Origin of the sequence: Pseudomonas sp. 65/3-MNA-CIBAN-0223 (genome assembly GCF_040310425.1) — a bacterium.
Lineage (GTDB): Bacteria > Pseudomonadota > Gammaproteobacteria > Pseudomonadales > Pseudomonadaceae > Aquipseudomonas > Aquipseudomonas gregormendelii.
Genome location: NZ_JBEOPV010000008.1, coordinates 249,968 through 272,703 on the forward strand (window position 1 = coordinate 249,968; position 22,736 = coordinate 272,703).

A 22,736-nucleotide genomic window follows, 5' to 3' on the forward strand; every position below is an offset into this window, starting at 1 on the left:
GATAGCTTTCGCGGGCAAGCCCGCTCCCACAGGAAATCTGCCGGGTGCACAAATATTGTGTCCACTGACAATCTCTGTGGGAGCGGGCTTGCCCGCGAATGGGTTCAACGCAAAATCAGAGGCTGATCGCAGTCGCCTCAAACCGCACCCGCGGATGCGCAATGCGGTCCTGAGCCCGCACCAGTTCCAACTCGTAGCTGGCACACGCCTGGGTCTCCAGCAGCACTTCATGCACCGCCGACGCCGCGAATTCGAACGCCGCCACCAGGCTGTCCCCCAACAGCACTCGCGCCAGGAACAACCCTGAAGTCAGGTCGCCCACGCCCACCGGCTGCCGCGGGAACGCCAACAGCGGACGGCGCAAATGCCAGCTGTTCTCGGCTGTGACCAGCAGCATTTCGAACACATCCGCCGCTTTCCCGGGATAGTCCAGGTGCTTGACCAACACTGCCTTGGGGCCACGGGCCAGCAGTGCTCGCGCCATGGCCAGGCAGTCGAACAGCGATTGCGGGCGGCGCCCTGAAAAGCTGTCCAGCTCCAACTGGTTCGGGCACATGAAGTCGGCCACGGCCGCCGCTTCTTCCAGAAGGAAATCGCTGACCTCCTGCGGCACACTGCAGCCCTTCTCCGGGTGACCCATCACCGGGTCGCACAGGTATAACGCCTTGGGATTCATCGACTTGATCCGCGCGACACCGGTCAGGATCGCCCGTCCCTGGGCCGCACTGCCCAGGTACCCGGAGAGCACCGCATCACAATTGCCCAGCTCACCGATTGCCGCGATGCCTTCCACCAATGCCGGAATCTGTTGCGGCGACAAGACTTCCCCGGCCCATTGGCCGTATTGGGTATGGTTGGAGAACTGCACAGTGTTAAGCGGCCATACGTTTACCCCGACCCGTTGCATCGGGAAAACCGCGGCGCTATTGCCAGCATGGCCGAATACCACGTGGGACTGGATGGCGAGCAGATGGGGTGTACGTTTCATGCGCTGAGTTTCCGTCAAACGAAATTCGAGCCGCGCAGTATGCGACTAAACGCAGCCTGTACGACAGACCGGGGACACAGTTAAGCTGACACTATCTTGTTGGAGCACCCTGTTGATGCTGACCCTCGGAAATATCTTCGTGCTGATGCTGCTGGCCACCGCTGGCGCGTGGCTGTGGCATAACCATGGTTTGCGCGAACGTGCACTGGAGCGGGTCAAGCAGCACTGCGCCAAGCTGGGTATCGAGCTGCTGGACGGTAATGTCGCGCTGAAAAAAATTGGCTTCATGAAGGATGCCAACGACCGCCGGCGCCTGGCCCGTGTGTATAACTTTGAATTCACCGTAACCGGCGAAAGCCGTCATAACGGCACGATCACCCAGTTCGGCGCCCACAGCGCGCAGATCGAACTGGCGCCCTACCCGATGCCATTCGATGAATCACCGGCGGTGGTCGACATCGTCAAACCCCGCGCTGAAGTGATCGAGCTGAGCCAATGGCGCCAGGATCACAACAAGTGGAGGCCTTAGAGCAGGCAATCAGCCAACGTCTCTTGTAGCGTCACCACATCCCCTGGGGCATCGAAGATCAACTCGATGCGCGAATCCAGGCGCCACTCACTGGGCCGCCATTGCAACGGCGAGTTATCCAGCGCATTGGCGGACACCCAACCTGCATCGCTGTGAATAACCAGCTTTGCCCGCCGCCACACCATGCCCTCAAGCCATCGACTGACGTGGGCCAATTGGAACGTCTGGCTCGGGTGCCAGCGCCAGCCAACGCTCCAGCTGCCCTGCTGTTCCTGACAGAGACAAATCGGCGTTGCAGGGTCAGTCCATAGTGCCGGCAGCTGTCCCAGCCCCTTGGGCGCGATGAAGTTATCCACAGCGGCCACAGCGCACGCATCGAGCCCCGGTAGTGCGCTTAGCGGCAGTGCTGCGTGCCGGGTCCAGTGCAGTGGGCGCGCTGGCAGGCTGGCGGCGATGCGCTGGCGATCTGCTTCATTGAGCTGTTCCGACTTGTTCAGCAACAACAAGCCGGCGCTGCCCAGCGCTTCCTGTTGCGCCTGTGGCAAGGTTTTGCCAAGGGCTAGCGCCTGGGCATCCAGCACCAGTACACACGGCTGTACAGCCAGTACACCCAGCCACGGCCCCTCGTTCAGTTGCCTGAGCAATTGCGCCGGATGACCCAACCCGGACGGCTCGATAAACAGCCGATCGGGCCGTGCCTTGCGCAGCAGACGTCCCAGCCCTATCTGAAAAGGCGCACCGTTTACGCAGCACAAACATCCCCCGGCCACTTCACCCAGTGCGATACCATCGGCGTCGCTGGTTAATAGCGCTGCGTCCAGGCCGATCTGGCCGAACTCATTGATCAGCACTGCCCAACGTTCGTTCTGGGGCCGCTGCTCAAGCAACTGCCTGATCAGGCTGGTCTTGCCAGCACCCAAGGGGCCGGCAATGACGTGGGTCGGGATGTTCTGCAACATGATTGACGGATTCTAAGGGGGTAGAAGATGCGGTTGACGGGATTGTCGTTGCTCCTGGCGCTGACCTCGGGCGAGGTACTGGCGCAGGCCTGCGTGGTTCACAGTACCGCCGAGCGACTGGATGTGAAAGTGTGCCAGCAGAACCGCAACATACCGGAAAAACTCTTCGCCGATGGTTTTTGCCAGCCCAACCTGCCCGGGCAGAAAGTCGACGTGCAGTATGTGAACGAATGCCCTGCCGGGGCGTTTGGCGTCTGCAGCAACGCCCAGGTCGCCAATATGCCGTACCGGCAGGATATTCACTATTACGGTGTGGTGACCGATCAGGCGTACCTCAAGCCCTATTGCGAGGCACAAAGCCAGGGCAACTGGCTCAAGCCTTGAGCCTCAGGCGACTTCCTCGTACCACGGTCCGAACGGGTCCGTCAGCTGTTGCCAGCCCGACACACCCAATGCCATTTCTGCTTCAGTGAGCAAGCAGTCGTCCAGCTCGCCGGTGAGTTTTGCGAAGTCGATATTCTGGCCGATGAACACCAGCTCCTGGCGGCAATCGCCGGTGTCGACAGCCCAGTTTTTTCGGATTGCAGCGATGCTTTCGTCGTCCTGTGGCCACTGCTCCTGTGGCACAAAACGCCACCAGCGCCCAGCATATCCATGGCGCATCAAGCCGCCCGCCTGAGACCAGCTACCCGCGTCCATGTGCTTGCTGGCGAGCCAGAAAAACCCCTTGGAACGCAGCAATTTGCCATTTTCCCAGGAGCCGTTGATGAAATCGAAAAAACGCCGGGGATGAAAAGGTTTAAGCGCCCGATAGGCGGTGGAAGCGATGCCATACTCCTCGGTCTCCGGCAGGTGCTCACCGCGCAGCTCTCGCAGCCAGCCAGGGGCCTGGGCGGCCTTGTCGAAATCGAAACGACCCGTATCAAGGATTCTGCCCAAGGCAACTTCGCCCATGACCATTGGAATGATCTCTGCCTGGGCGTTAAGCCGCGCAAGAATCGCCATTAACTCCAAGCGTTCGCTGCTGCTGATCAGATCGACCTTGCTGATCAGAATGACGTCGGCAAACTCAATCTGCTCGATCAACAAGTCGGTAATGGATCGCTCGTCACCCTCACCCAGGGTTTCACCCCTTGATGCGAGGCTGTCTGCGGCCTGGTAGTCGAGGAGAAAGTTCACCCCATCAACTACCGTGACCATGGTATCGAGGCGCGCCAGATCGGCCAGGCTCTGTCCTTGTTCGTCGCGGAAGGTGAATGTTTCAGCAACCGGCAATGGTTCGGATATTCCCGTCGACTCGATCAGCAGGTAATCGAAACGACCGTCCCTGGCGAGCTTGCTCACCTCCTCCAGAAGATCTTCGCGCAGCGTGCAGCAAATGCAGCCGTTGCTCATTTCCACGAGCTTCTCTTCAGCGCGGTTCAGGCTGACGTCACGCTGAACCTCACTGCCATCAATGTTGATTTCGCTCATGTCATTGACGATCACGGCCACCCGCAGGTTTTCGCGATTTCGCAGCACATGGTTGAGCAGCGTGCTTTTGCCCGCGCCTAAAAAGCCAGACAGCACGGTGACGGGTAGACGGTGGGGCATGCGAAATTCCTCGTAGGCATTGCACGCTCTTGTGAGAAAAGGCGTGGTAGATTCAATATGTAATAACATAACATAGAACATCTACCTCTACGATGGAACTGCCTCATGAACGCGCTGACGTTGCCGGATATCGCCACCCAGGCCTCCCACCAAACACTGCCGCTGGATTGGGTCGGCATGCGCGGGATTGCCATTCCCGTGGTGCTCAACGGCCAGCAATGCTCGGCAAAAGCCGATGCGGGGGTCAGCCTGGACGATGGCGACGCACGCGGCATCCACATGTCACGCCTATACCTGGCATTAGAATCGCTCGAGCAACAGGAGCTGACGCCTGCGCGCTTGAGCCAGGTACTGCAGTGCTTTCTGCGGAGTCATGAGGGACTTTCAAACAGTGCCTACCTCAACATTCACTTTGAGCTGCTGTTAAAAAGACCGGCACTGATCACCCAATTATCCGGCTGGCGGTCATACCCAGTGAGTGTTCAAGCGCGCCTGGAAAATGGAATGTTCCACGTGGAACTAAATGTCGAAGTCATCTACTCGTCGACCTGCCCCTGCTCAGCCGCCCTTTCGCGGCAACTGATCCAGCAGCAATTCATGAATGATTTCGCCAACAGGACTTTGCGGCATACCGAGGTGCTTATGTGGTTGGGTGGCGCAAATGGAATTGTTGCGACACCTCACAGCCAGCGCAGTAGCGCACAACTGCAAGCCCGGATAATTCCGAATGGGTGGGAGTTACCACTGGTAAAAATAATAGATGTGGCAGAAGCAGCGTTAGGCACCGCAGTACAAACAGCGGTTAAACGCGCCGACGAACAAGCTTTCGCGTTGGCAAATGGACAGAACCTGATGTTCTGCGAAGACGCCGCGCGACGTCTGCACATTGCCCTCAAACACTGCGATGAAATCGACGGGTTTCAGCTACGCGTGGTGCATGCAGAGAGCCTGCATGCCCACGACGCTGTGGCACAGAGCGAATGGAATCGGGATCAGGCTCGAGGCTTGACCGTACCGCAATCCTGACCCAGCCACACGGCTCGAGTATCGAGGCTACCCTTCTGCTGAATACCGGTGGCATTGAATGTACCGTTGACCTTGGTAGTGAACTCACGATCGCTGAGGAAAGTGGCCACGCCGGTACCCTGTGCCTTCGGACAGCTGAACCGGAATTTCCACTGGTTGCCGGTACGCTCGGTGATTTCCTGCTTGCAGCCCGACTGAGGATCCGTCAGGGGGATATTGTCGGTCTTCACCTGTTCCGGAGTCAGGCAGGCGCGAATACCCTTGCCACCCATGGTGATGCCTTGCTTCTCCAGTTGAGCGCGTTGCTCAGGCGTCATCTGGCTCTGGATCTGCCCGAGAATCAGTTGCAGATCCGGGAGATCCTGGTTGTCGACCTTCATGTTGCTCGAGGTCAATTCCCACAAACCTGGCTGAAGCATCTGCGCCTGAGCGGCCACAGGAAGTGCCAAACCAAATGCCATGGCCAAACCCAGCAGACGAACGTTCATCGTGTAACTCCTGATCAGTAGTGGCCGTTAGACGTCAGCCACGGGCATCGGTTCATGGACCAATTAATTAGCGACATTCTGCACGGAACATGGTCTGTTAAGCATTGAATATTCAGGAGCAAGGTTGCCCCATGGATTACTTTGGACCGCACATTTTCGGCTACATGATTGCACTGCTCCATACGCTCGGCTCGATCGCGGCCATTCATGCAGTGCTCACCGTAAGGACGGCCCAAGGCTCGATCGCCTGGGCCCTGTCGTTGGTGTTTATCCCCTACTTCACGCTCATCCCCTACCTGGTGTTCGGCCGCAGTACGTTTGATGGATATATCAAGGCTCGCCGGCAGGCCAACGAGGAAATGCGCAAAGCGATCTCCGAGCTTAATTGGCGGCCCTGGGTAGAAGAGGCGCTGGCCGCGCGCGCATCCAGCGCCTACGCGTCCCTGCGAGCGATGCCTAAACTGGGACGAATGCCGTGCCTGGCGAACAATGAAGTGCGCCTGCTGATCAATGGGAAGGCCACCTTCGAAGCTATTTTCGCGGCTATAAGCTCCGCCAAAGAAGCGGTGCTGATCCAGTTTTTTATCATTCACGATGACCGCCTCGGCCAACGTCTGCAAAGCCTGCTGCTGCAAAAAGCCGCAGAAGGAGTGGCGGTTTATCTGTTGTATGACCGCATTGGCAGCCACTCCCTGCCCCACAGTTTTGTCCAGCCGTTGCGCGATGCTGGTGTTGAGGTCAAGGCGTTCGCCACTCGCAGCGGTTGGCTAAATCGCTTTCAGGTGAACTTCCGCAACCATCGAAAAATTGTGGTGGTCGATGGTGTGCTGGGCTTTGTCGGTGGCCACAATGTCGGCGACGAGTACATGGGCGAGAAACCACCGCTGGCACCCTGGCGTGATACCCACGTTGAAGTACGCGGCCCAGTCGTTGCCTGCATGCAGGAATCGTTTGCCGAAGATTGGTTCTGGGCGGCGCGCTCGCTGCCCCCGCTGATACTGCCTGACGTCTATCCGGATGACGGAGTGCTGTGCCAGTTGCTCGCCAGCGGCCCGGCAGATGCCTATGAAACCTGCTCACTGTTCTTCGTCGAGGCGATCCACGCAGCCACGCAGCGGGTCTGGATCACCAGCCCTTATTTCATTCCTGACGAAGCTGTTTTCGCCGCCCTGCGTCTGGCTGTGTTGCGCGGAGTGGACGTGCGCCTGCTGTTGCCATCGCGCCCGGACCACCGCATCGTCTATGCCGCGTCCAGCCTCTACGCTTTCGAAGCGGTCCGGGCCGGTGTTCGGGTGTTCCGCTACGAGCCTGGTTTTCTGCACCAGAAGGTGGTGCTGATAGATAGCGAGATCAGCGCGATCGGCAGCGCGAACCTCGACAACCGTTCGTTCCGGTTGAATTTCGAAGTGATGCTGCTGACAGTCGACAGTGCTTTCGCCGGCGAGGTGGAGCAGATGCTGAACGCCGATTTCGCCCTGGCCCATGAAATAGCCAAAGAGGAAAGCCGGGAGACCCATCGCCTGCAACAGATCGGCATGCGGATAGCCCGGCTGATTTCGCCAATTCTTTAAGGCGTATAGATGTCGTCGCGGGTCCATGGCAGTTCATGGCTGCCATCGGGATGGGCTTTGACGGCAAGTATCTGGTGCAGGTTGATCCAGCCCCTGGCAAATGCGTAGGCACAGCCGGCCAGATACAGCCGCCAGATCCGCAAAGCCTGCTCCGGCACCTGCTTCGCGGCAGCCTCCAGATTGTCTTCCAGGCGCTCGCTCCAGTGGTCCAGCGTGCGCGCATAGTGCAGGCGCAAGCTCTCGACGTCGACGATCTCAAGGCCCACTTCACTGATCTCGGCCGAGATCATGGACAAGTGCGGCAACTCGCCATTGGGAAACACGTACTTGCCGATGAAGTCACCCGCCCCGCGTCCAACCGGACGCCCATCGGTATGTTTAGCGGTAATGCCATGGTTCATCACCAGGCCGCCCTCTTTTACCGCGCCAAAAAGCGTCTTGCAGTACTCCGGGAGATTAGCGTGCCCGACGTGTTCGAACATGCCGACACTGACCACCTTATCGAAGCGACCATCCTGAGGCAGGTCGCGGTAGTCGAGCAGTTGCAGTTCTACCAGGTCGTCCAGCCCCTCGGCGGTGACTCGCTCCCTGGCCAGCGCCAGTTGTTCCTTGCTGAGCGTGATTCCGAAAACTTTCGCGCCGAATTCCCGCGCGGCATACCGCGCAAGCCCACCCCAGCCGCAACCCACGTCGAGTAAATACTCACCGGGTTGCAGTCGCAGCTTGCGGCACAGGTGACGAAATTTTGCTTGTTGTGCCTGCTCCAGGGATTCGCTGCCGGTCTCGAAATAGGCGCAGGAGTACGCCATGTCACTGTCGAGCCAGAGCTGGTAGAAGGCGTTGGAAAGATCGTAGTGATAGGAAATGGCCTTGGCGTCGGTTTCCTTGTCATGCACGGTGCGCACAAATTGACCGGCGTCGTCCTCATCCATCAAGGCCTGGCTCCATTGATCGCAGACGCGAATGACGTCGGTGATTGAACCTTCCAGCTCAAGTTTGCCTTCGACGTACGCTGCTCCCAACGCATCCAGACTCGGATGGGTGAACTGGGAAACCATCTGTGGGTCCTTGACCACAATAGTGACACTAGGCGCCGGCCCCAGATTGAATTCATGGCCATCCCAAAGTCTCAAGCGAAGCGGCAACTGCAGATTCTGTAAGGCCGGTGGAATACGCGCGAGCATGGAGAATCCCCCTTGTTTCAGACGTCTGATGAGAGGTTAGACCATCCTGGAAAAATAGCTGGCTATCGATTTAACGGGCTTTCCAGGGATCTTCCGGTCAAAAAAACACCAGAACCTGCACCCTCCTCCCAGATGACTCCCGGAAACTGCTGGAGTTCTGAAAATTATGATTGCCCTGCCGAGGGCGCATGAGACATATTACAGACATAATATTAACCCCGGACTACCTTTAATTTCCGATGATCTTCCATCCAGGAGAACAGCATGAGCACCTACGACATCGTGATACTGGGCGGCGGCCCTGGCGGCTACAACGCAGCAATCCGGGCCGGCCAATTGGGCCTGAAGGCCGCCTGCGTCGAAGGTCGCACCACGCTGGGAGGCACCTGCCTGAACGTTGGCTGCATGCCGTCCAAAGCGTTGTTGCATGCCTCGGAGCTCTACGAAGCGGCCATCGGGGCGGAATTTGCCAACCTGGGCATCGAGGTCAAACCGGTGCTGAACCTGGCGCAGATGATGAAGCAGAAAGACGAAAGCGTTAGCGGCCTGACCAAAGGCATCGAGTTCCTGTTTCGCAAGAACAAGGTCGACTGGATCAAGGGTTGGGGCCACATCGATGGCCCGGGCAAAGTCACGGTAACCGACAGTGAAGGCGGCAAGACCAAGCTCGGCGCCAAGGACATCATCATCGCCACCGGCAGCGAACCCACACCCCTTCCCGGAGTCAGCATCGACAATCAACGAATCCTCGACTCCACTGGCGCGCTGTCACTGGCTGAAGTGCCCAAGCATCTGGTGGTGATCGGCGCTGGGGTAGTAGGTCTGGAGTTGGGTTCGGTATGGCGGCGCTTGGGAGCGCAGGTCACCGTAGTGGAATTTCTCGACCGCATCTGTCCAGGCGTTGATGCAGAGGCAGGTAAAACACTGCAGCGTTCGTTGAGCAAACAGGGGATCAGCTTCAAGTTGGGCTCTAAAGTCACCAGCGCCACCTCGTCCGCAACCGGAGTGCAGCTAAGCGTTGAGCCCGCTGCGGGAGGTACCGCCGAGCTGCTGGAGGCCGACTACGTCTTGGTGTCCATCGGCCGCCGGCCTTACACCGAGGGCCTGGGGCTGGAGAACGTGGGCCTGACGACGGACAAGCGCGGGATGCTCGCCAACAAAAGGCATCGCACCGAAGCCGCTGGAGTCTGGGTGATTGGCGACGTGACTTCCGGGCCGATGCTGGCGCATAAAGCCGAAGACGAAGCCATGGCCTGCGTGGAACAAATCGCCGGTAAAGCGGGCGAGGTGAATTACGACCTGATCCCCAACGTGATCTACACCCGACCTGAACTGGCCAGCGTCGGCAAGACCGAAGAGCAGCTCAAGGCTGAAGGTCGGGGGTATAAGGTCGGGAAGTTTCCCTTTACCGCCAACAGTCGCGCGAAGATCAACCATGAAACCGAAGGTTTCGCGAAAGTGCTGGCTGATGAGCGCACCGACGAAATTCTGGGCGTGCACCTTGTGGGCCCCAGTGTCAGCGAGATGATCGGCGAATATTGCGTGGCCATGGAATTCAGCGCTTCAGCCGAAGATATTGCACTGACCTGCCATCCGCACCCTACCCGCTCCGAGGCACTGCGTCAGGCGGCGATGAATGTGGAGGGAATGGCAACGCAGATGTAGCCGTGCTAGAGCGGCAGGTGCTCCAGGGGCAACGCGCCTGGAGCCTTTACGGTGTTGATGGCAAAGTTGCTGCGAATGTCACTCACCCCGGGCAGTTTTAACAGCTGGCCCGTGAGGAAACGGTCGTAGCCGCGCAAGTCCGGGACTACCACCTGCAGCAGAAAATCTGACTCACCCGATACCAGGAACGCCGAAATCACCTCCGGCAATGCGGTCACGGCCAGGCGAAACGCCTCGGCCTGTTCGTCGTTATGGCGCTCCACCTTGACCCCCACAAACACCGTCAGCCCCAAGCCTACCTCGTCACGGTCCAGATTGGCCTGATAGCCCCTGATCACTCCGGCCTCCTCCAGCATCCGTACCCGACGCAAGCACGGCGAGGCGGATAAGCCAATCTCGTCAGCCAGTTGCACGTTGCTCAGGCGACCATCGCGTTGCAAGGCGGCAAGGATCTTGCGGTCGTAGGCGTCGAGTTTCATAAATTGGCAGATCTCGATGGTGGACAGGCAGTAAACCAATAGATTGTGCCATACGCAGAGCGAATGATAGTTCTATACGCAAGGACCTGCCCTGTCGTTGCGTCCTAAACTGGCGTCACCAAGTCCACGATGAATGGGGTGCAGTGTGAGCGAACTCTGGCTGTTTGGCATGGCGCTGGCGGTGGTGTATCTGTTGCCGGGGCCAGACATGATCCTGCTGCTGCAAACGGGTGCGCGTCAGGGTAAAAGCGTTGCGCTGGCTACCGCCATCGGCCTGGGAATCGCCCGGGCCTGCCACGTAATACTGGCCGCTCTGGGGCTCGCCGCATTATTCAAGGCTGCGCCCTGGACGTTCGATGCCGTACGCCTGGCTGGGGCTGCCTACTTACTGTGGATCGGTATCCAGTGTTTGCGCAGCACCCTGCTGGTGAATCTTGGCGATGGCACAGCGTTGCATGAACCTCGCTGGCGGGGAGCCATTCAGCGGGGGTTGCTGACTAACCTTCTGAATCCCAAGGCCCTGCTGTTCTGCTCGGTGTTGTTGCCGCAATTCATCGACCCTCAGGGAGGTCCGGTAATGGCGCAATTCACGATGTTGGGCGCGATGCTTGTCAGCGCTGGGCTGGTGTTCGACAGTTTCTACGCAGTGACCGGCGCCGCACTGGGCCGTTGGCTGCAACACAGCCCTTCGGCCCAGCGCTTGCAGCAATGGCTGTTCGGCAGCCTGCTGATCGGTTTTGCGATACGTCTAACGTTCGTCCAGCAGGCTTGATCAGGCTTGCTTGCGCCGCTTGTGCCGGTTGATCAGCAGCAGCGCAAAGGCGGTAAATACCACCACCGCGCCCAGTTGCAGCCACGCTTTATACGGCCGCAAGACGTTACGGACCGGGCTGATGGCCTGCGTCACGTAACGTCGGTCGGCCTTCTCAAAATCCGGGTACGGGCAGAGCTCACCGAAGTGAACAGCCCAATCGACATACGGCCCTTCGTTGACGTACCGCCGATAAAATACCTGTTTCTGCTCTGGATCCGCGTTCCAGCCAGTTGCCGCACACAAAACAGCGGCAAACGCCTGGCTGGTATGCGGCAAGTTATCGGCGGCCCGAGTGGCAAGGTCGTTGGCGAGATAGCGGTAGTGATAACGCAGGTCTGGCTGTGCAGCGCTGGCTTGCTGACGGCTGAACTCTTCCTGCGCCAACAGTGGCCCCACTTTCAATTCGGTGCTTTGAAGGCTGTAGTTGCCCTCGAAAGTCGCGTAGTCGGGGGACATCTCATAGCCCAGTAACTCCATGCCGAAGTGACGGCTCAAGTCGGCCGCATGGAAGTACGCAAATGCCCTTTTGGTCGGCCACCATTTTGATTCTGCATCGTGGCGTAGCTCGCCGTACCACTTCGCCAGGCCGAACAACCGGGGGTTATCGAAGTAAACCGGCGCTTCGTCGTAGCGTCCTTCGCGCAGCAACCGGCGGCCGAGCAGGTTGCGTAGTTTGGCCGCGACCGTTAGCGGGGCTGCAACCTGCTCGCCACCTTCTGCTTCTTTTTTGGCCGCATAGGCCTCAACATCCTGCTGGCTAAAGGGCGTTGGCACCTGCACGTTGGTATCGACGTAATGCTTGAGCTCATCGACAGTCAGCACGCGCTCGGCCACGGTCGCCGCGTCCAACCAGTAGATGTCCTGGCTGCGGTAGAGTTGATCAAACGCTTGCAGGTAATCCCCACGCTGCAGCGCCAGAATTGCACTCTCACCCTCGACCCGACATTTGGGCTGCAGCGACTCGTAGTCAAAATCCGGGGTCCTGCGCTCACCCCATGATTCGTTCTGCGGGAAGGCCTGAGCAGCTTTGGCATAGGCTGCGGTTGCCGCGACTTTGTCGCCATCGCGCAGCGCCAGCTTCGCCCGTAGCCACCAAGCCAGGCCGCCGTCCCCGGCGTGCTCAAGAAAGGCTTTCGCGCTGGCGTAATCACCTTGTTGATAATTGACCGCCGCCAGCCGATCGGCGTTTTCCAGGGTCCCGCGCGTGCTGTTTTGAAGCAGCTTGATCAGCTTTAGTTCGTTCGGCGGTTGTTCCCCGAATGACCAGCCCAGTCGGCTGATCAAGGAAGCCGTCACCAGTTGCTGCACTGGCTTTCCCTGGAGCAATTGCGCCAAAGACGCTTCGGGCATCGCGGCCAATTCAGCCACCAGTTGCTTCAAGGAGCTGTAGCCCACTGGCGATCCGTGCCGGTTCTGCGTGGCATACAGCTCAATGGCGCGGTTCCAGTCACCTGCGGTGCGAACCACACGGGCTTCTTCGCCGAGGCTGGCGACTCCCAACTCCAAGGGGTCACTGAAGCCGTCAATGCTCAGTTGACGGGTCTGCTCGAAAGCAAGCCGGGACTGGGCCAACAGGCTTGGCACTGCATCCACTTGCGAGTTCATCGCGAACAATGCCCGTCCCAGGGAATAGGCGGCCCAGGTGCTGCGTAGCGGGCGCTGATCTGCCGGCAGTGCCAATACTTTGTGAAAGTACTCGACAGCCAGCGCGTAGTCAGCTGCATTGAAGGCCGCCGCGCCCGCCAGGTAGAACATGAGTTCGGGCGGCAGTGCTTTGCCGTCGACTTGAACTTGACGCGCGTCGGCCACGCTGCGCAGTTGCTTCACCAGAGCCTGTTGTTCCACAGACAAACCGACCTGCTCTGCCAGATCCCGCGAGCTGGGTTGGCCTGCTTCTTCGCCGTAACTGTAATCTTGACTGCCAGTAGCGGGCGCGATGTTCTTCAGCCCGGCAATCGAGCCTCCAAGGCGACTGACCTCGAAGTTGAAGTTGCCCTCCGGCAGCTCCGACAGGGTCTGCCCCCGGTTGTCCAACAGCCGCATGGGGAAGTCCGGGCCACAGGCCAGCACTGACCCCAGTGGCAGGCTGAGGGTCAGGCATAGCAGATGATGTGGCCACTTACGGATCAACATGTGACGCTCCTTGATCAATTTTTGCGCAGCGTGCCCAACCAATGGCGCGCTGCCCCTGTGCCGCTACTCGGCCCTCTCGTAGACGGCTGAAGGTCAGGCTGTTTGAAGTCTGCTGCATTGAATAACCGGCCAGCGCATCCGCACCTTCACAAGCGCTAGCCGCCAGCGTCACCCGTTCGGGCCATGGGCTGTCGAGATTGCCTGAGTTGATGATGCTGATTTCGAACAAGCCTTGATGCTCTGAAAGTTGCAACGTCACCTGGCTTCGGAGCGCCTCACCGCGTGCTACAGCGCGCAGCATGATCAGGCTCCAGGCCCGGCGATCATTCGCCAGCGGTAATCTGAACCAGATTAGACCTGCGAGGTGCTCCGGGGGATTATCCCGCAGTTCCAGGCCAAGCTTGCGAAGTTGCTGGGGATCGGCCATTAACTCCTGGCGGTCACCGTCGCGCTCAAGGGGTACTTCGCTTTCTACGATCGGCCCGCCACTGCTCGCCGGCAACAACGCCACGCCATATGCAGGCAGTGCCAGGTAAAACGGTTTCGAGGTTTTGCGTGACCAAGCCGCGGTCCATTTTTTTGTTTGTTCCACGTGGAACAAACCTGTTCTTGGATCGCTGACTGCGTGCACTTGCAACACGCTGCTATCGACGGAGGATAAAAGTGCCGGCAACTCCGGGCTGTTCAGCCAAGCGGGTAATGCAGTGATACTCAGCGCCATGGAGGCCGGTAGAACCTGGCGCAATTCGCTCAGCAGATTTCGATAGGCCGGCAGTCGAGCAACACCGGCATCGTGGTCGATTTCCACCCCGGCCAATGTCAACCCCTGCCCTTGCCAATCAGTGATCAAGTGTTGGACCTGCGCAATGACTTCATGCGAATCCAAAGACTTCAACTGACCATCAAGCCGGATTACCGCGATCAGCGGGCGACCATCTTGTCGTAACAGATGGGCGTCAACTTGAGCCCGACTCCAGCCGGCTTGAGGAAATGACTGTAGAGCGAGTACACGCAGCGTAGAGAAATCAGCCCGGCTGTCACGCAAGGCGTGTTGATGAGCAGGCAGCCACTGGCGTTGCCAGATGTAGAGTTGCTGATCGAGCGCAGGCGCCTCGGGTTGCCCGCAGCCGGCGAGCATCAGCAGCGGGAAAAGCAGTGCCCACCGTCGGATTGAAGACCCCATGAACATCTATCCCATCCAACACAGGGTTGCAGGGTACACAGAATCCGGTGGGATCAGGGCTTACGCGCAATGATCACCTGACTCTTGGCCACTACCGCATCCAGGGCCTGTTTGATCTGTGCGCCCCGAGGCGAAGCGAGAATTGCCTGCCAGGTATCGGCCCAGTGATTGAGTAAAGGATGGTCCGCATTGCTGAAGTCCACTTTGGCTTCCCAGAACAGAAGCATCCACATCGACCAGTAAAAACCGTATTGGCTATGGCTGATCACTTCCAGCCCCGCGTCGCTGACCATTGCCTTGAATTGTTCTTCGCTGATGATGCGAATGTGATTGGGCTTCTGAAAGTACTCGGGCGCGGCAATGTCTTTTTGCAGGTCTTCGGAACTTGGATGCGGCACGCTGAGTAGATATAGCGCTCCCGGTTTGCCGACCCGTACCAGTTCGGCAAGAAACTGCGCAGGGTCATCGACGTGCTCGATTACTTCAGTGGAGACCACTCGAGTCGCGGTTTCGTCAGCAATGGGCAACGGGTCGCAATCGGTGACGTGGCACTCAATGCTCCGAGCCGGTGTATCTGCCAGGCGTTGCCGGGTCGCCTCGACCTTGGCCGCGTCGATATCGGCGATGATGATATTCGCCCCGCGCATTGCGCAGAAATGCACGTTACCGCCGTCACCGCAGCCAACGTCCAGCAAGGTGTCTTGCGGGGTGACCGGGAAGCCGGTGAACAGCTCGCCGGTTTGCTGGTTGAACCAGCCACTGAGCATCGCGTCATGCAGGCCGAGCATGTACGGATCGACCTTGTCGGGTGCTGCGGCCAGCGGTGTCGGCTCCGGCATCGGTTGCGCGGGAGGCGTGCCCGCCGCGAGTTTCTTCAACAGTCTCAGCATGAGGTTGCTCCAGAGGATGGGACGGCGTTTGGGGGCAAGCTCAGGCGCTGCACCAGCGATACGCCACGACGGCGCATGGGCATTTCGACAAAGCGATAGTTGAGTTCACTTAAAACCGCGATCAGCCCGAAGGCGATCAACAATGTAGGGATCGGGTGCCCGCCAGGGTTCGGCAAGTCGGCTGCCTGCAAACGAAAGATGCCTTCGCGCACCAGCAGATAAGCCGGGATGTGGATCAGGTAAATCCCGTAGGAACGGCTGCCCACCCAGGTCATCAGGCTTTTGAACAGACAGCCGGGCATCAGGTAGTCACGATTGTAGGAAGCGATCCAGACCAGCAACGCACACAGCAGTGCAATCACGCCAATACGGTAATGAGTGAACGTGAAGCGATCAGTGGCGATGAAACCCAGCACCAGCGACACCGCGAGCAATGCAGCCAGACCAGCCCAGGGACGGCGCAGGAATGTCGGTTCCCAGCGTCGGTAGGAAGGCTGCGCGCTCCAGATGGCCAGCAGCACGCCGAGGGCCAGCGCATCGGTTCTGATCACCATCAATATCGGCGTGCGCAAAGTGAACAGTTGCACCGCCACCAACAGGACTAGCGCCCAGACCAGGTATTTGCGACAGAGCAAAATCAGCAAGGGGAACAGCAGGTAGAACTGCTCCTCCAACGACAGACTCCAGTACACGAAACTGGTGCCATATTCGTAATTGTAAAAGCTGTCGGCGAAGCGAAAGTTGGCGTACTGGGCAATGCCGGCCAGGGTCGCCTGCAGATTCGCCTGCAGGGTGCCGAACGCGCCGGAGCGGTTGAGAAACACGCACGCCAGCAACATCAGCGCCAGCCATAACCAGGCTGACGGCAACAAACGAAAGGCCCGCCGCAGCCAGAAGTTGCGGGTTTCCTGCCAGTATTCCTGCCGCGTGCTGCAACCTTGCAGCGCCGGGATCAGGCTGCGCGCGATGACGAAGCCGGAGATGGCGAAGAACAAATCAACGCCCCACCACGGCTGCGTGTACAGGGTGATGCGTTGCAGCAGCGGAACACTCGCCGCGAACAGGCTGTCCTGCAGGTGGTGAAACAAAACGCCCAGTACCGCAATGCCGCGAAGCAACTCGATATCCATGATGCGCTTGCTGCTACTCATGGTGTCCTCCTGGACGTGCCCCGGTATCCATCGGTTTGCGGGCAATGATGACCTGGCTCTTGGGCATGAACCGGTCAAGCATCTGCTTGATCGCCAGGCCGTCGGGGTGCGACAGCAAGTCCTGCCAGGTTTTCGCCCAGCTCTCCATCAACGGCGGATACGGCGCCTGGATACGGTCGCGAACCGCGCCACCCACGTCACGTCCGGCAGCCCTCTCGCTCGCCCAGAAAAAGATCATGCCCATCACCCAGAAAAACCCGCTGGCCTGACGATGCTCGATGACCAGGCCCGCCTCCTCCACCATGGTGGCGAACCGTTCGGGGGTGAAAATCTGCACATGATTGGGTGTCTGGAAATAACTGGCGGGAGCGATGCCCTTTTGCAAATGCTCGCCCACCGGTGCTGGAACGCTCAGCAGATACAGCGCCCCGGGACGCCCCATGCGCACCAGTTCAGCCATGAAGGGTTCAGGTTGGTCGATGTGTTCGAGCACTTCCATGCATACGATTTTGCTCGCGCAACCGTCGGCCAGCGGCAGCGGCAAGCTGTTGCTCACCAGTCCCAGACTGGCCTGGTTCGATTGCGCGGCCACTTGGCGGGCCAGGTCACGCACCTTGTCGTGCTCGCTGTCGGTGAAGATCACCGAGGCGCCCTGTCGAACCGCGAACAAGGTCGCCACGCCTTCGCCGCATCCGACATCCAGCAGCGTGTCGTCGGCGTTAATGGCAAAACCCTTGAGCAACTCGCCGGTTTCGCCGAGGAACCAGCCATCGAGTACTGCATCGTACAAGCCGACGTCTCTGGGCGATACCGGGCTTAGGGGCACGGTCAAAGGCGCCGACGGTGCCGGCCACAGCTTTGCCAACAGACGGCGAATCATGCGCTGGACGCTTGCAAGGTCAGTGCTTTGCGCCGCTCCAGCAGCTGTTCGAAAAACGCCTGCAGGCGCTGTTCGGTGCTGGCCTGACTACAGAAACCCTGAAGTCGGCTGACAGCATGGGCCGACATCCTTTCATACCGCCCGACATCGTTTTTGGCGACGTCGTAGCTGGCCCGGTAGGCGGCGCACAGCGAGTCCCAATCAGTGGTGTAACGCAGGGTACGAAATGCCGCCCGGGGATCGTGCGGCCAGGCGGTCAGTTCTTCTGTCGAGTCGACGATGAACGCGTTGTCACTGTCCACGTAGTCGGCCATCGCTGTGTTCAGCGGCGCAATCGCCGGCTTGCCGCACGACATGAATTCCATCAACGGCAGGCACTGGCCTTCGCCGTAGGAGCAATTGACGACGTAACTGGTGGCCTCTACCAGGCGCTCGTAGTCAACGTCTGCGAGGTAGCCATGGATCAGCACGATGCGGCACTGATAGGTCTGATTCTTGTAGACGTGGTGTAGCATGTCGTTGAGTGCATCGGCGATGTCATGGTGAGTGAGCTTGAGCACCAGTGTCGCATCGGCCGACTCGCGGAAGGTGCTGCAGAACGCACTGATCATGTCCTTCCAGTTCTTGCGCCCGTCGTAGGGGTTGAAGACCGAGGTGTAGACCACGCCATCAAGCAGCAACTCGCAATCGCGCACCGGGCCATCGAACTCGATCGGAGTGCCTTCGCGCAAGCGCTCCGGTCCGTAGGGGCGCAGATCTGCGTTACGACTGTCGATCATCAGGCCGCGCAGATTCAGGCGAATCGCTTCAGCGACCGGGCGCTTGAGCAAGTGCTTGCCGCGCGCGGCAAAGCGATCCCAGACTGGCGCCGGGATCGCGCTGATCGGATACTCGGGCCCCATTACATCGCGAACGGCTTTTACGGTGAAACTGGAATGAGTGATCGCCATGCCGCTGGCCGCCAGTACCACCCGCCAGTCATGCCGCGGTTCCCCATGCCAGCTTTCAGTGGGGATGGTGCTGAACTCCCAGGCGAACACTGCAATGGTTGGGCAGGCATAGCTGATGGGTGTGCGGTGCGGCGGTGAGAAGGACAGGAACACACAGTCCTCTCCCCTGCTCTGGCAATCGAAATACAGGCGGTCGACCAACTCGTCAGGGTCGCTGACCTCGATCACCTGGCCCAGGCGTTCCAGCACCGGGCGAAACTCCTTGAGCACGAAGTAGTAGCTGTACTCGGGCCGGCCCAGATTCTGCTGGATGTTGCTCTTGTTGGTTTCCGAATGAATGATGATCAGCATGCTGCAGTCCCTGTCCTGGCGGCCGCTGGCGCAGCGGCGATGACCGGGGCCTGCCCAAAGAACTGCGCCAGGCGCTGCTGCACTGGCATAAAACTGCAGTAGTCGCGCATCCGCTCGCTGGCGGCTTCGGCCATGGCATGCCAGGCCTGCGGCTGGTCTTTGGCCATGGCGTAACTCTGTGCATAAGCGGTTTTCAACGAGCCCCAATCCGGACGATGGCGCAGGGTCCGGTAGAGGATACGCGTGTCTTCCGGCCAGATCGTCGGCTCGCGACTGGACTTCACGACAAAGGCCACGCGTTCGTCGATGTAATCGCGCATTGCGGTGTGGTCCGGGGCGATAACGGGCCGTGCACACGACATGAATTCCATCAGCGGCAAGCACAGGCCTTCGCAGCGTGATGCGTTGACGTAAAAACTCGCGGCGCCGTACAACTGCGCAAATTCTTCATCCTGCAGATAACCGTGCATGACCACCACCCGACAGGCGAACGGTGACAGTTGCGAGAGCAAGGTCATGAGTTCGACGTAATAGGTGGAGAGGTCGTTCTGAGTCATCTTCAGCACGAGCGTAGCGTCTGGTGCATCGCGCAATGCCCAGCAAAACGCGGTGATCAGATGGTGCCAGTTCTTGCGCCCGTCGTCGGGATTGAACACGCTGACATACACCACGCCACTGACATCGATGGAGACTGTCGTGGTGGTATCGGGCAAAGCGGATGGCGCCGGTTCGACTAGCTCGACCGGCTCGGCAACCTCGGGAGCAACTGGCAGTGGTTGCACTGGCAGTGCCGGCTTGCGAAGCCTGGTTAACAAGGGGCGAACGGCGTCCGGCACCAGATCGCGAGCGGCTTCGCGATACCACAGCAGCAGGTTGTGCTTGAGTGCCCGGTAGACTTCGCGCACGTAATGCCGGGTAATGAATGCACGGCGGCGGATGGTCAATGATGGCGGTGGCGGTGGCGGCTCCGGTACTACTTGCGGCTCAGGCTCGATCTGCGCCACTGACTCTTCAATCGGCGGTCCAAGCAGGCCATCGGCGGACAAGCCCATCAGATGGCTGTCGAGGATGCAGCCTTTGATCTGCAGCGTGGCGCCCGGATTTACCGGGGTGCCCGGATACTGCTGGCGCACCTCGGCAAAGCGTTCCCACAAAGGCGTCGGCAGTACGAGCACAGGGAAATCGGCACCCAGGGTTCGGCGGATGGCTTCGGCTGTATGGGTGGACAAGGTGATCACCCGGCCCAGGCGCGCCAGTGTCTGGCTCCAGTCCTGGCGTGGATCGTTGTCCCAATGCTCGGCAGGAATGGTGTCGAATTCCCAGGCAACCACACACACCATTGGGCATTGAATATCGGTCGGGGTCTTGTGCGGCGGTGCAAACGAAATGAACAGGCTATCCTGCCCCGCTTGCTGCAACTGCCGATAGAGCGGATCCACTTCGGCGCTAGAGGCTACGACATGAACCTGCCCAAGGCTTTCGAACAAGGGTCGATACGCCTTGAGCACAAAATAGTAACTGTACTCGGGACGGCCGAGACTCTGGCTGATGGAGCTGTCGTTGACGTCGGAGTAGAGAATGAAATTCATGGCATCCCATGGTGAAATCGCCATCCCGGCAACCTCACTCTGTGACGGAGAAGCCACGGATCGGGGCAGCATTTACTAGCCCTCGTCCATCGTCTTCGTGCCCGTCTTCGTTCTTGTTTTAATGGTCAGTTTCTCGCAGTTTCACAACGACGCTGCCGAACCTTGGGTAATCGTGACGAGGGCCATTCTAAACACATCCGTTGAGGATTCGTGAACCGCCCGACGAGAATAAATCGGGCTACGCGGACCAGAACTGATCAGTCACGGTTGGACCTGTTGAAATTACCGCGCAATTGGCACAGATTGGCAGCCAAACAATTACAACAAATCGTTTCGCCAGTCTTTCGACCCAGTAATCCACCGGGTCTGCCAGACATCTCCGACCAAACTGTGGGGAATGGACGAAAATGTATTACCAAGGGGCTGCTGTTTGAAAAAGCGTCTGTTCGTTACGGGTCTCAGCGGTTTCGTAGGACAACACATCCAATCCCGCCTGCTGGCTGATGCCGCGCAGTGGGAGCTACTGACCGTCCCTGGCCGCTATGATCTCGCAGACCCGCAGAGCCTTGAAGGCCTGTGGCCGGAACTGCCGGATGCGGTCATTCACCTGGCCGGCCAGACCTTCGTACCCGAAGCGTTCCGTGATCCGGCACGCACACTGAACATCAACCTGCTCGGTACGCTGAACCTGCTGCAAGCCCTCAAGGCTCGCGGCTTCACCGGCACGTTCCTGTACGTCAGCTCCGGCGACGTCTACGGCCAGGTCAGCGAAGACCATTTGCCCATCACCGAACTGCAACCGCCCTGCCCTCGCAATCCGTATGCCGTGAGCAAACTCTCCGCGGAGTTCCTGAGTGTGCAATGGGGTTTGAGCGAAGGCTGGCCGGTACTGGTCGCCCGCCCGTTCAACCACATCGGCACTGGCCAGAAAGAAAGTTTTGTCATCGCCAGCGCCGCCCGCCAGATCAATCGCATCAAACAAGGCCTGCAAGCGCCGCAACTGGAAGTCGGTGATATCGACGTCACACGCGACTTCCTCGACGTGAGCGACGTGATCTCGGCTTACCTGGCGTTGCTGGAAAAAGGCACACCCGGCCAGGTCTACAACGTGTGCTCGGGGCGCGAGCAAAGCATTCGCAGCCTGATCGAACAGCTGGGTGACCTCGCGCAAGTCGACCTGCAACTGGTTCAAGACCCTGCCCGACTGCGCCGCGCGGATCAGCGCCGGGTATGCGGCAGTCATGCCAGGCTCGCCCAGACCACCGGTTGGGCGCCGCAAATCACTACACAACAAACCCTGCGGGCGATCCTGTCCGACTGGGAGATACGGGTAAGACAAGAATGACAAAAAGTGCACTGATCACAGGGATCACCGGACAGGACGGCGCTTATCTGGCCAAACTGTTGCTCGACAAGGGCTATAGAGTCCACGGCCTGGTTGCGCGGCGCAGCAGCGACGCACGCTGGCGACTGCGCGAAATGGGGGTCGAGGCCGACATCGTTTACCTGGACGGCGACATGGCCGATGCCTGTTCCATCCAGCGCGCAGTGATCAAATCGGCGCCGGACGAGGTCTACAACCTGGCCGCACAGAGTTTTGTTGCAGCCTCCTGGTCGCAACCGGTAACCACCGGCATCGTCGACGGGTTGGGCGTCACGCACCTGCTTGAAGCGATCCACCAGTTCAGCCCGCATACCCGTTTCTACCAAGCATCCACCAGCGAAATGTTTGGCCTGATCCAGGCGGAGCAGCAGGACGAAAATACGCCGTTTTACCCGCGCAGCCCTTACGGCGTGGCCAAGCTCTATGGCCACTGGATCACCGTGAACTATCGCGAGAGCTACAACCTGCACGCCAGCAGCGGCATCCTGTTCAACCACGAATCACCGCTGCGCGGCATCGAATTCGTGACGCGCAAGGTCACCGACGCAGCCGCTCGCATCAAGCTGGGCAAACAGCAGGAACTGCGCCTGGGCAACATCGATGCCAAGCGCGACTGGGGTTTTGCCGGCGACTACGTCGAAGCCATGTGGCTGATGTTGCAACAGGACAAACCCGATGACTTCGTGGTCGCCACGGGGGTAACCACCACGGTGCGCGAAATGTGCCGGATCGCCTTCGAGCACGTCGACCTGAACTACCGTGACTTCGTGAAGATCGACCCGGCGTTCTTCCGCCCGGCCGAAGTTGAAGTGCTGCTCGGCAACCCGGCCAAGGCTCAGCGAGTGCTGGGCTGGAAACCAAAAACCGACCTGGATACCTTGATCCGCATGATGATGGATGCGGACATGAAACGCGTCGCCAAGGAGTAG

21 protein-coding genes are annotated in these 22,736 nt (G+C 59.3%); 8 read left to right on the forward strand and 13 right to left on the reverse strand.

The annotated features are described in order from the left end of the window. Positions 1-115 precede the first annotated feature (115 nt). Entirely contained in the window at positions 116-988 is an 873-nt protein-coding gene (gene pdxY / locus AAEZ09_RS12295; protein WP_045060844.1) for a pyridoxal kinase PdxY, read from the reverse strand. Positions 989-1,103: 115 nt separating this feature from the next. Between pdxY and AAEZ09_RS12300 the strand changes: the two genes are divergently transcribed. Next, a complete protein-coding gene (locus AAEZ09_RS12300; protein ID WP_045060845.1) occupies positions 1,104-1,517 on the forward strand; it encodes a DUF3301 domain-containing protein in 414 nt (137 codons plus the stop codon). Here AAEZ09_RS12300 and AAEZ09_RS12305 read toward each other — a convergent pair. After that, positions 1,514-2,476 carry a CobW family GTP-binding protein gene (locus AAEZ09_RS12305; protein ID WP_205891759.1) on the reverse strand — a complete coding sequence of 321 codons (963 nt, stop codon included), beginning with the start codon at positions 2,474-2,476 and terminating at the stop codon, positions 1,514-1,516. The two genes, AAEZ09_RS12300 and AAEZ09_RS12305, sit on opposite strands and share 4 nt — an antisense overlap. A gap of 27 nt (positions 2,477-2,503) precedes the next feature. Here AAEZ09_RS12305 and AAEZ09_RS12310 point away from each other — a divergent pair, with 27 nt between their 5' ends. Continuing rightward, positions 2,504-2,860 (forward strand): NADH:ubiquinone oxidoreductase, encoded by a 357-nt coding sequence (locus tag AAEZ09_RS12310; RefSeq protein WP_122840947.1) that lies wholly within the window; start codon positions 2,504-2,506, stop codon positions 2,858-2,860. A gap of 3 nt (positions 2,861-2,863) precedes the next feature. On the opposite strand, the gene zigA is transcribed toward AAEZ09_RS12310, so the two are convergent. After that, on the reverse strand, positions 2,864-4,069 hold the full coding sequence (zigA, locus tag AAEZ09_RS12315) for a zinc metallochaperone GTPase ZigA (RefSeq protein WP_045060848.1): 1,206 nt from the start codon (positions 4,067-4,069) through the stop codon (positions 2,864-2,866). A gap of 105 nt (positions 4,070-4,174) precedes the next feature. Between zigA and folE2 the strand changes: the two genes are divergently transcribed. Further along, complete coding sequence (gene folE2 / locus AAEZ09_RS12320; protein ID WP_350599602.1) at positions 4,175-5,095, forward strand: GTP cyclohydrolase FolE2; 921 nt, start codon at positions 4,175-4,177, stop codon at positions 5,093-5,095. Here folE2 and AAEZ09_RS12325 read toward each other — a convergent pair. Then, positions 5,062-5,583 (reverse strand): DUF3617 domain-containing protein, encoded by a 522-nt coding sequence (locus tag AAEZ09_RS12325; protein WP_045060850.1) that lies wholly within the window; start codon positions 5,581-5,583, stop codon positions 5,062-5,064. The genes folE2 and AAEZ09_RS12325 overlap by 34 nt on opposite strands. Before the next feature lie 131 nt (positions 5,584-5,714). Here AAEZ09_RS12325 and cls point away from each other — a divergent pair, with 131 nt between their 5' ends. After that, the gene (cls, locus tag AAEZ09_RS12330) at positions 5,715-7,154 is read left to right on the forward strand and encodes a cardiolipin synthase (protein WP_045060851.1); all 1,440 of its coding nucleotides are present in this window, start codon (positions 5,715-5,717) and stop codon (positions 7,152-7,154) included. On the opposite strand, the gene cfaB is transcribed toward cls, so the two are convergent. Continuing rightward, on the reverse strand, positions 7,151-8,338 hold the full coding sequence (gene cfaB, locus AAEZ09_RS12335; RefSeq protein ID WP_350599603.1) for a C17 cyclopropane fatty acid synthase CfaB: 1,188 nt from the start codon (positions 8,336-8,338) through the stop codon (positions 7,151-7,153). The genes cls and cfaB overlap by 4 nt on opposite strands. A 264-nt stretch (positions 8,339-8,602) precedes the next feature. On the opposite strand from cfaB, the gene lpdA reads away from it, so the two are divergent. After that, positions 8,603-10,003 carry a dihydrolipoyl dehydrogenase gene (gene lpdA / locus AAEZ09_RS12340; RefSeq protein WP_350599605.1) on the forward strand — a complete coding sequence of 467 codons (1,401 nt, stop codon included), beginning with the start codon at positions 8,603-8,605 and terminating at the stop codon, positions 10,001-10,003. A 5-nt stretch (positions 10,004-10,008) separates the two neighbouring features. Here the strand turns inward: lpdA and AAEZ09_RS12345 are convergent, their stop codons facing one another. After that, entirely contained in the window at positions 10,009-10,482 is a 474-nt protein-coding gene (locus tag AAEZ09_RS12345) for an Lrp/AsnC family transcriptional regulator (RefSeq protein WP_045060854.1), read from the reverse strand. A gap of 145 nt (positions 10,483-10,627) precedes the next feature. Between AAEZ09_RS12345 and AAEZ09_RS12350 the strand changes: the two genes are divergently transcribed. Continuing rightward, positions 10,628-11,254 carry a LysE family translocator gene (locus AAEZ09_RS12350; protein WP_350599606.1) on the forward strand — a complete coding sequence of 209 codons (627 nt, stop codon included), beginning with the start codon at positions 10,628-10,630 and terminating at the stop codon, positions 11,252-11,254. On the opposite strand, the gene AAEZ09_RS12355 is transcribed toward AAEZ09_RS12350, so the two are convergent. The 7 genes from AAEZ09_RS12355 to AAEZ09_RS12385 are packed head-to-tail and all read right to left on the reverse strand — an operon-like array spanning position 11,255 to position 20,423. Further along, positions 11,255-13,429 carry a hypothetical protein gene (locus tag AAEZ09_RS12355; RefSeq protein ID WP_350599608.1) on the reverse strand — a complete coding sequence of 725 codons (2,175 nt, stop codon included), beginning with the start codon at positions 13,427-13,429 and terminating at the stop codon, positions 11,255-11,257. Continuing rightward, positions 13,416-14,612, reverse strand: a complete 1,197-nt coding sequence (locus AAEZ09_RS12360) for a DUF3142 domain-containing protein (RefSeq protein ID WP_350599609.1) — start codon at positions 14,610-14,612, stop codon at positions 13,416-13,418. The genes AAEZ09_RS12355 and AAEZ09_RS12360 overlap by 14 nt, the downstream gene beginning before the upstream one ends. Positions 14,613-14,665: 53 nt before the next feature. Further along, the gene (locus tag AAEZ09_RS12365) at positions 14,666-15,502 is read right to left on the reverse strand and encodes a class I SAM-dependent methyltransferase (protein ID WP_502947579.1); all 837 of its coding nucleotides are present in this window, start codon (positions 15,500-15,502) and stop codon (positions 14,666-14,668) included. Continuing rightward, entirely contained in the window at positions 15,496-16,653 is a 1,158-nt protein-coding gene (locus AAEZ09_RS12370) for an acyltransferase family protein (protein WP_350599610.1), read from the reverse strand. The genes AAEZ09_RS12365 and AAEZ09_RS12370 overlap by 7 nt, the downstream gene beginning before the upstream one ends. Then, positions 16,646-17,533: a class I SAM-dependent methyltransferase gene (locus AAEZ09_RS12375; protein ID WP_350599612.1), complete on the reverse strand. Its 888-nt coding sequence runs from the start codon at positions 17,531-17,533 to the stop codon at positions 16,646-16,648. The genes AAEZ09_RS12370 and AAEZ09_RS12375 overlap by 8 nt, the downstream gene beginning before the upstream one ends. Continuing rightward, entirely contained in the window at positions 17,530-18,834 is a 1,305-nt protein-coding gene (locus AAEZ09_RS12380) for a glycosyltransferase (RefSeq protein WP_350599613.1), read from the reverse strand. The genes AAEZ09_RS12375 and AAEZ09_RS12380 overlap by 4 nt, the downstream gene beginning before the upstream one ends. After that, complete coding sequence (locus tag AAEZ09_RS12385) at positions 18,828-20,423, reverse strand: glycosyltransferase (RefSeq protein WP_350599632.1); 1,596 nt, start codon at positions 20,421-20,423, stop codon at positions 18,828-18,830. Before AAEZ09_RS12385 ends, AAEZ09_RS12380 begins: the two co-directional genes overlap by 7 nt. Positions 20,424-20,853: 430 nt before the next feature. Between AAEZ09_RS12385 and AAEZ09_RS12390 the strand changes: the two genes are divergently transcribed. Then, positions 20,854-21,768: a GDP-mannose 4,6-dehydratase gene (locus tag AAEZ09_RS12390; RefSeq protein ID WP_045060860.1), complete on the forward strand. Its 915-nt coding sequence runs from the start codon at positions 20,854-20,856 to the stop codon at positions 21,766-21,768. Continuing rightward, positions 21,765-22,736, forward strand: a complete 972-nt coding sequence (gene gmd, locus AAEZ09_RS12395) for a GDP-mannose 4,6-dehydratase (protein ID WP_045060861.1) — start codon at positions 21,765-21,767, stop codon at positions 22,734-22,736. Before AAEZ09_RS12390 ends, gmd begins: the two co-directional genes overlap by 4 nt.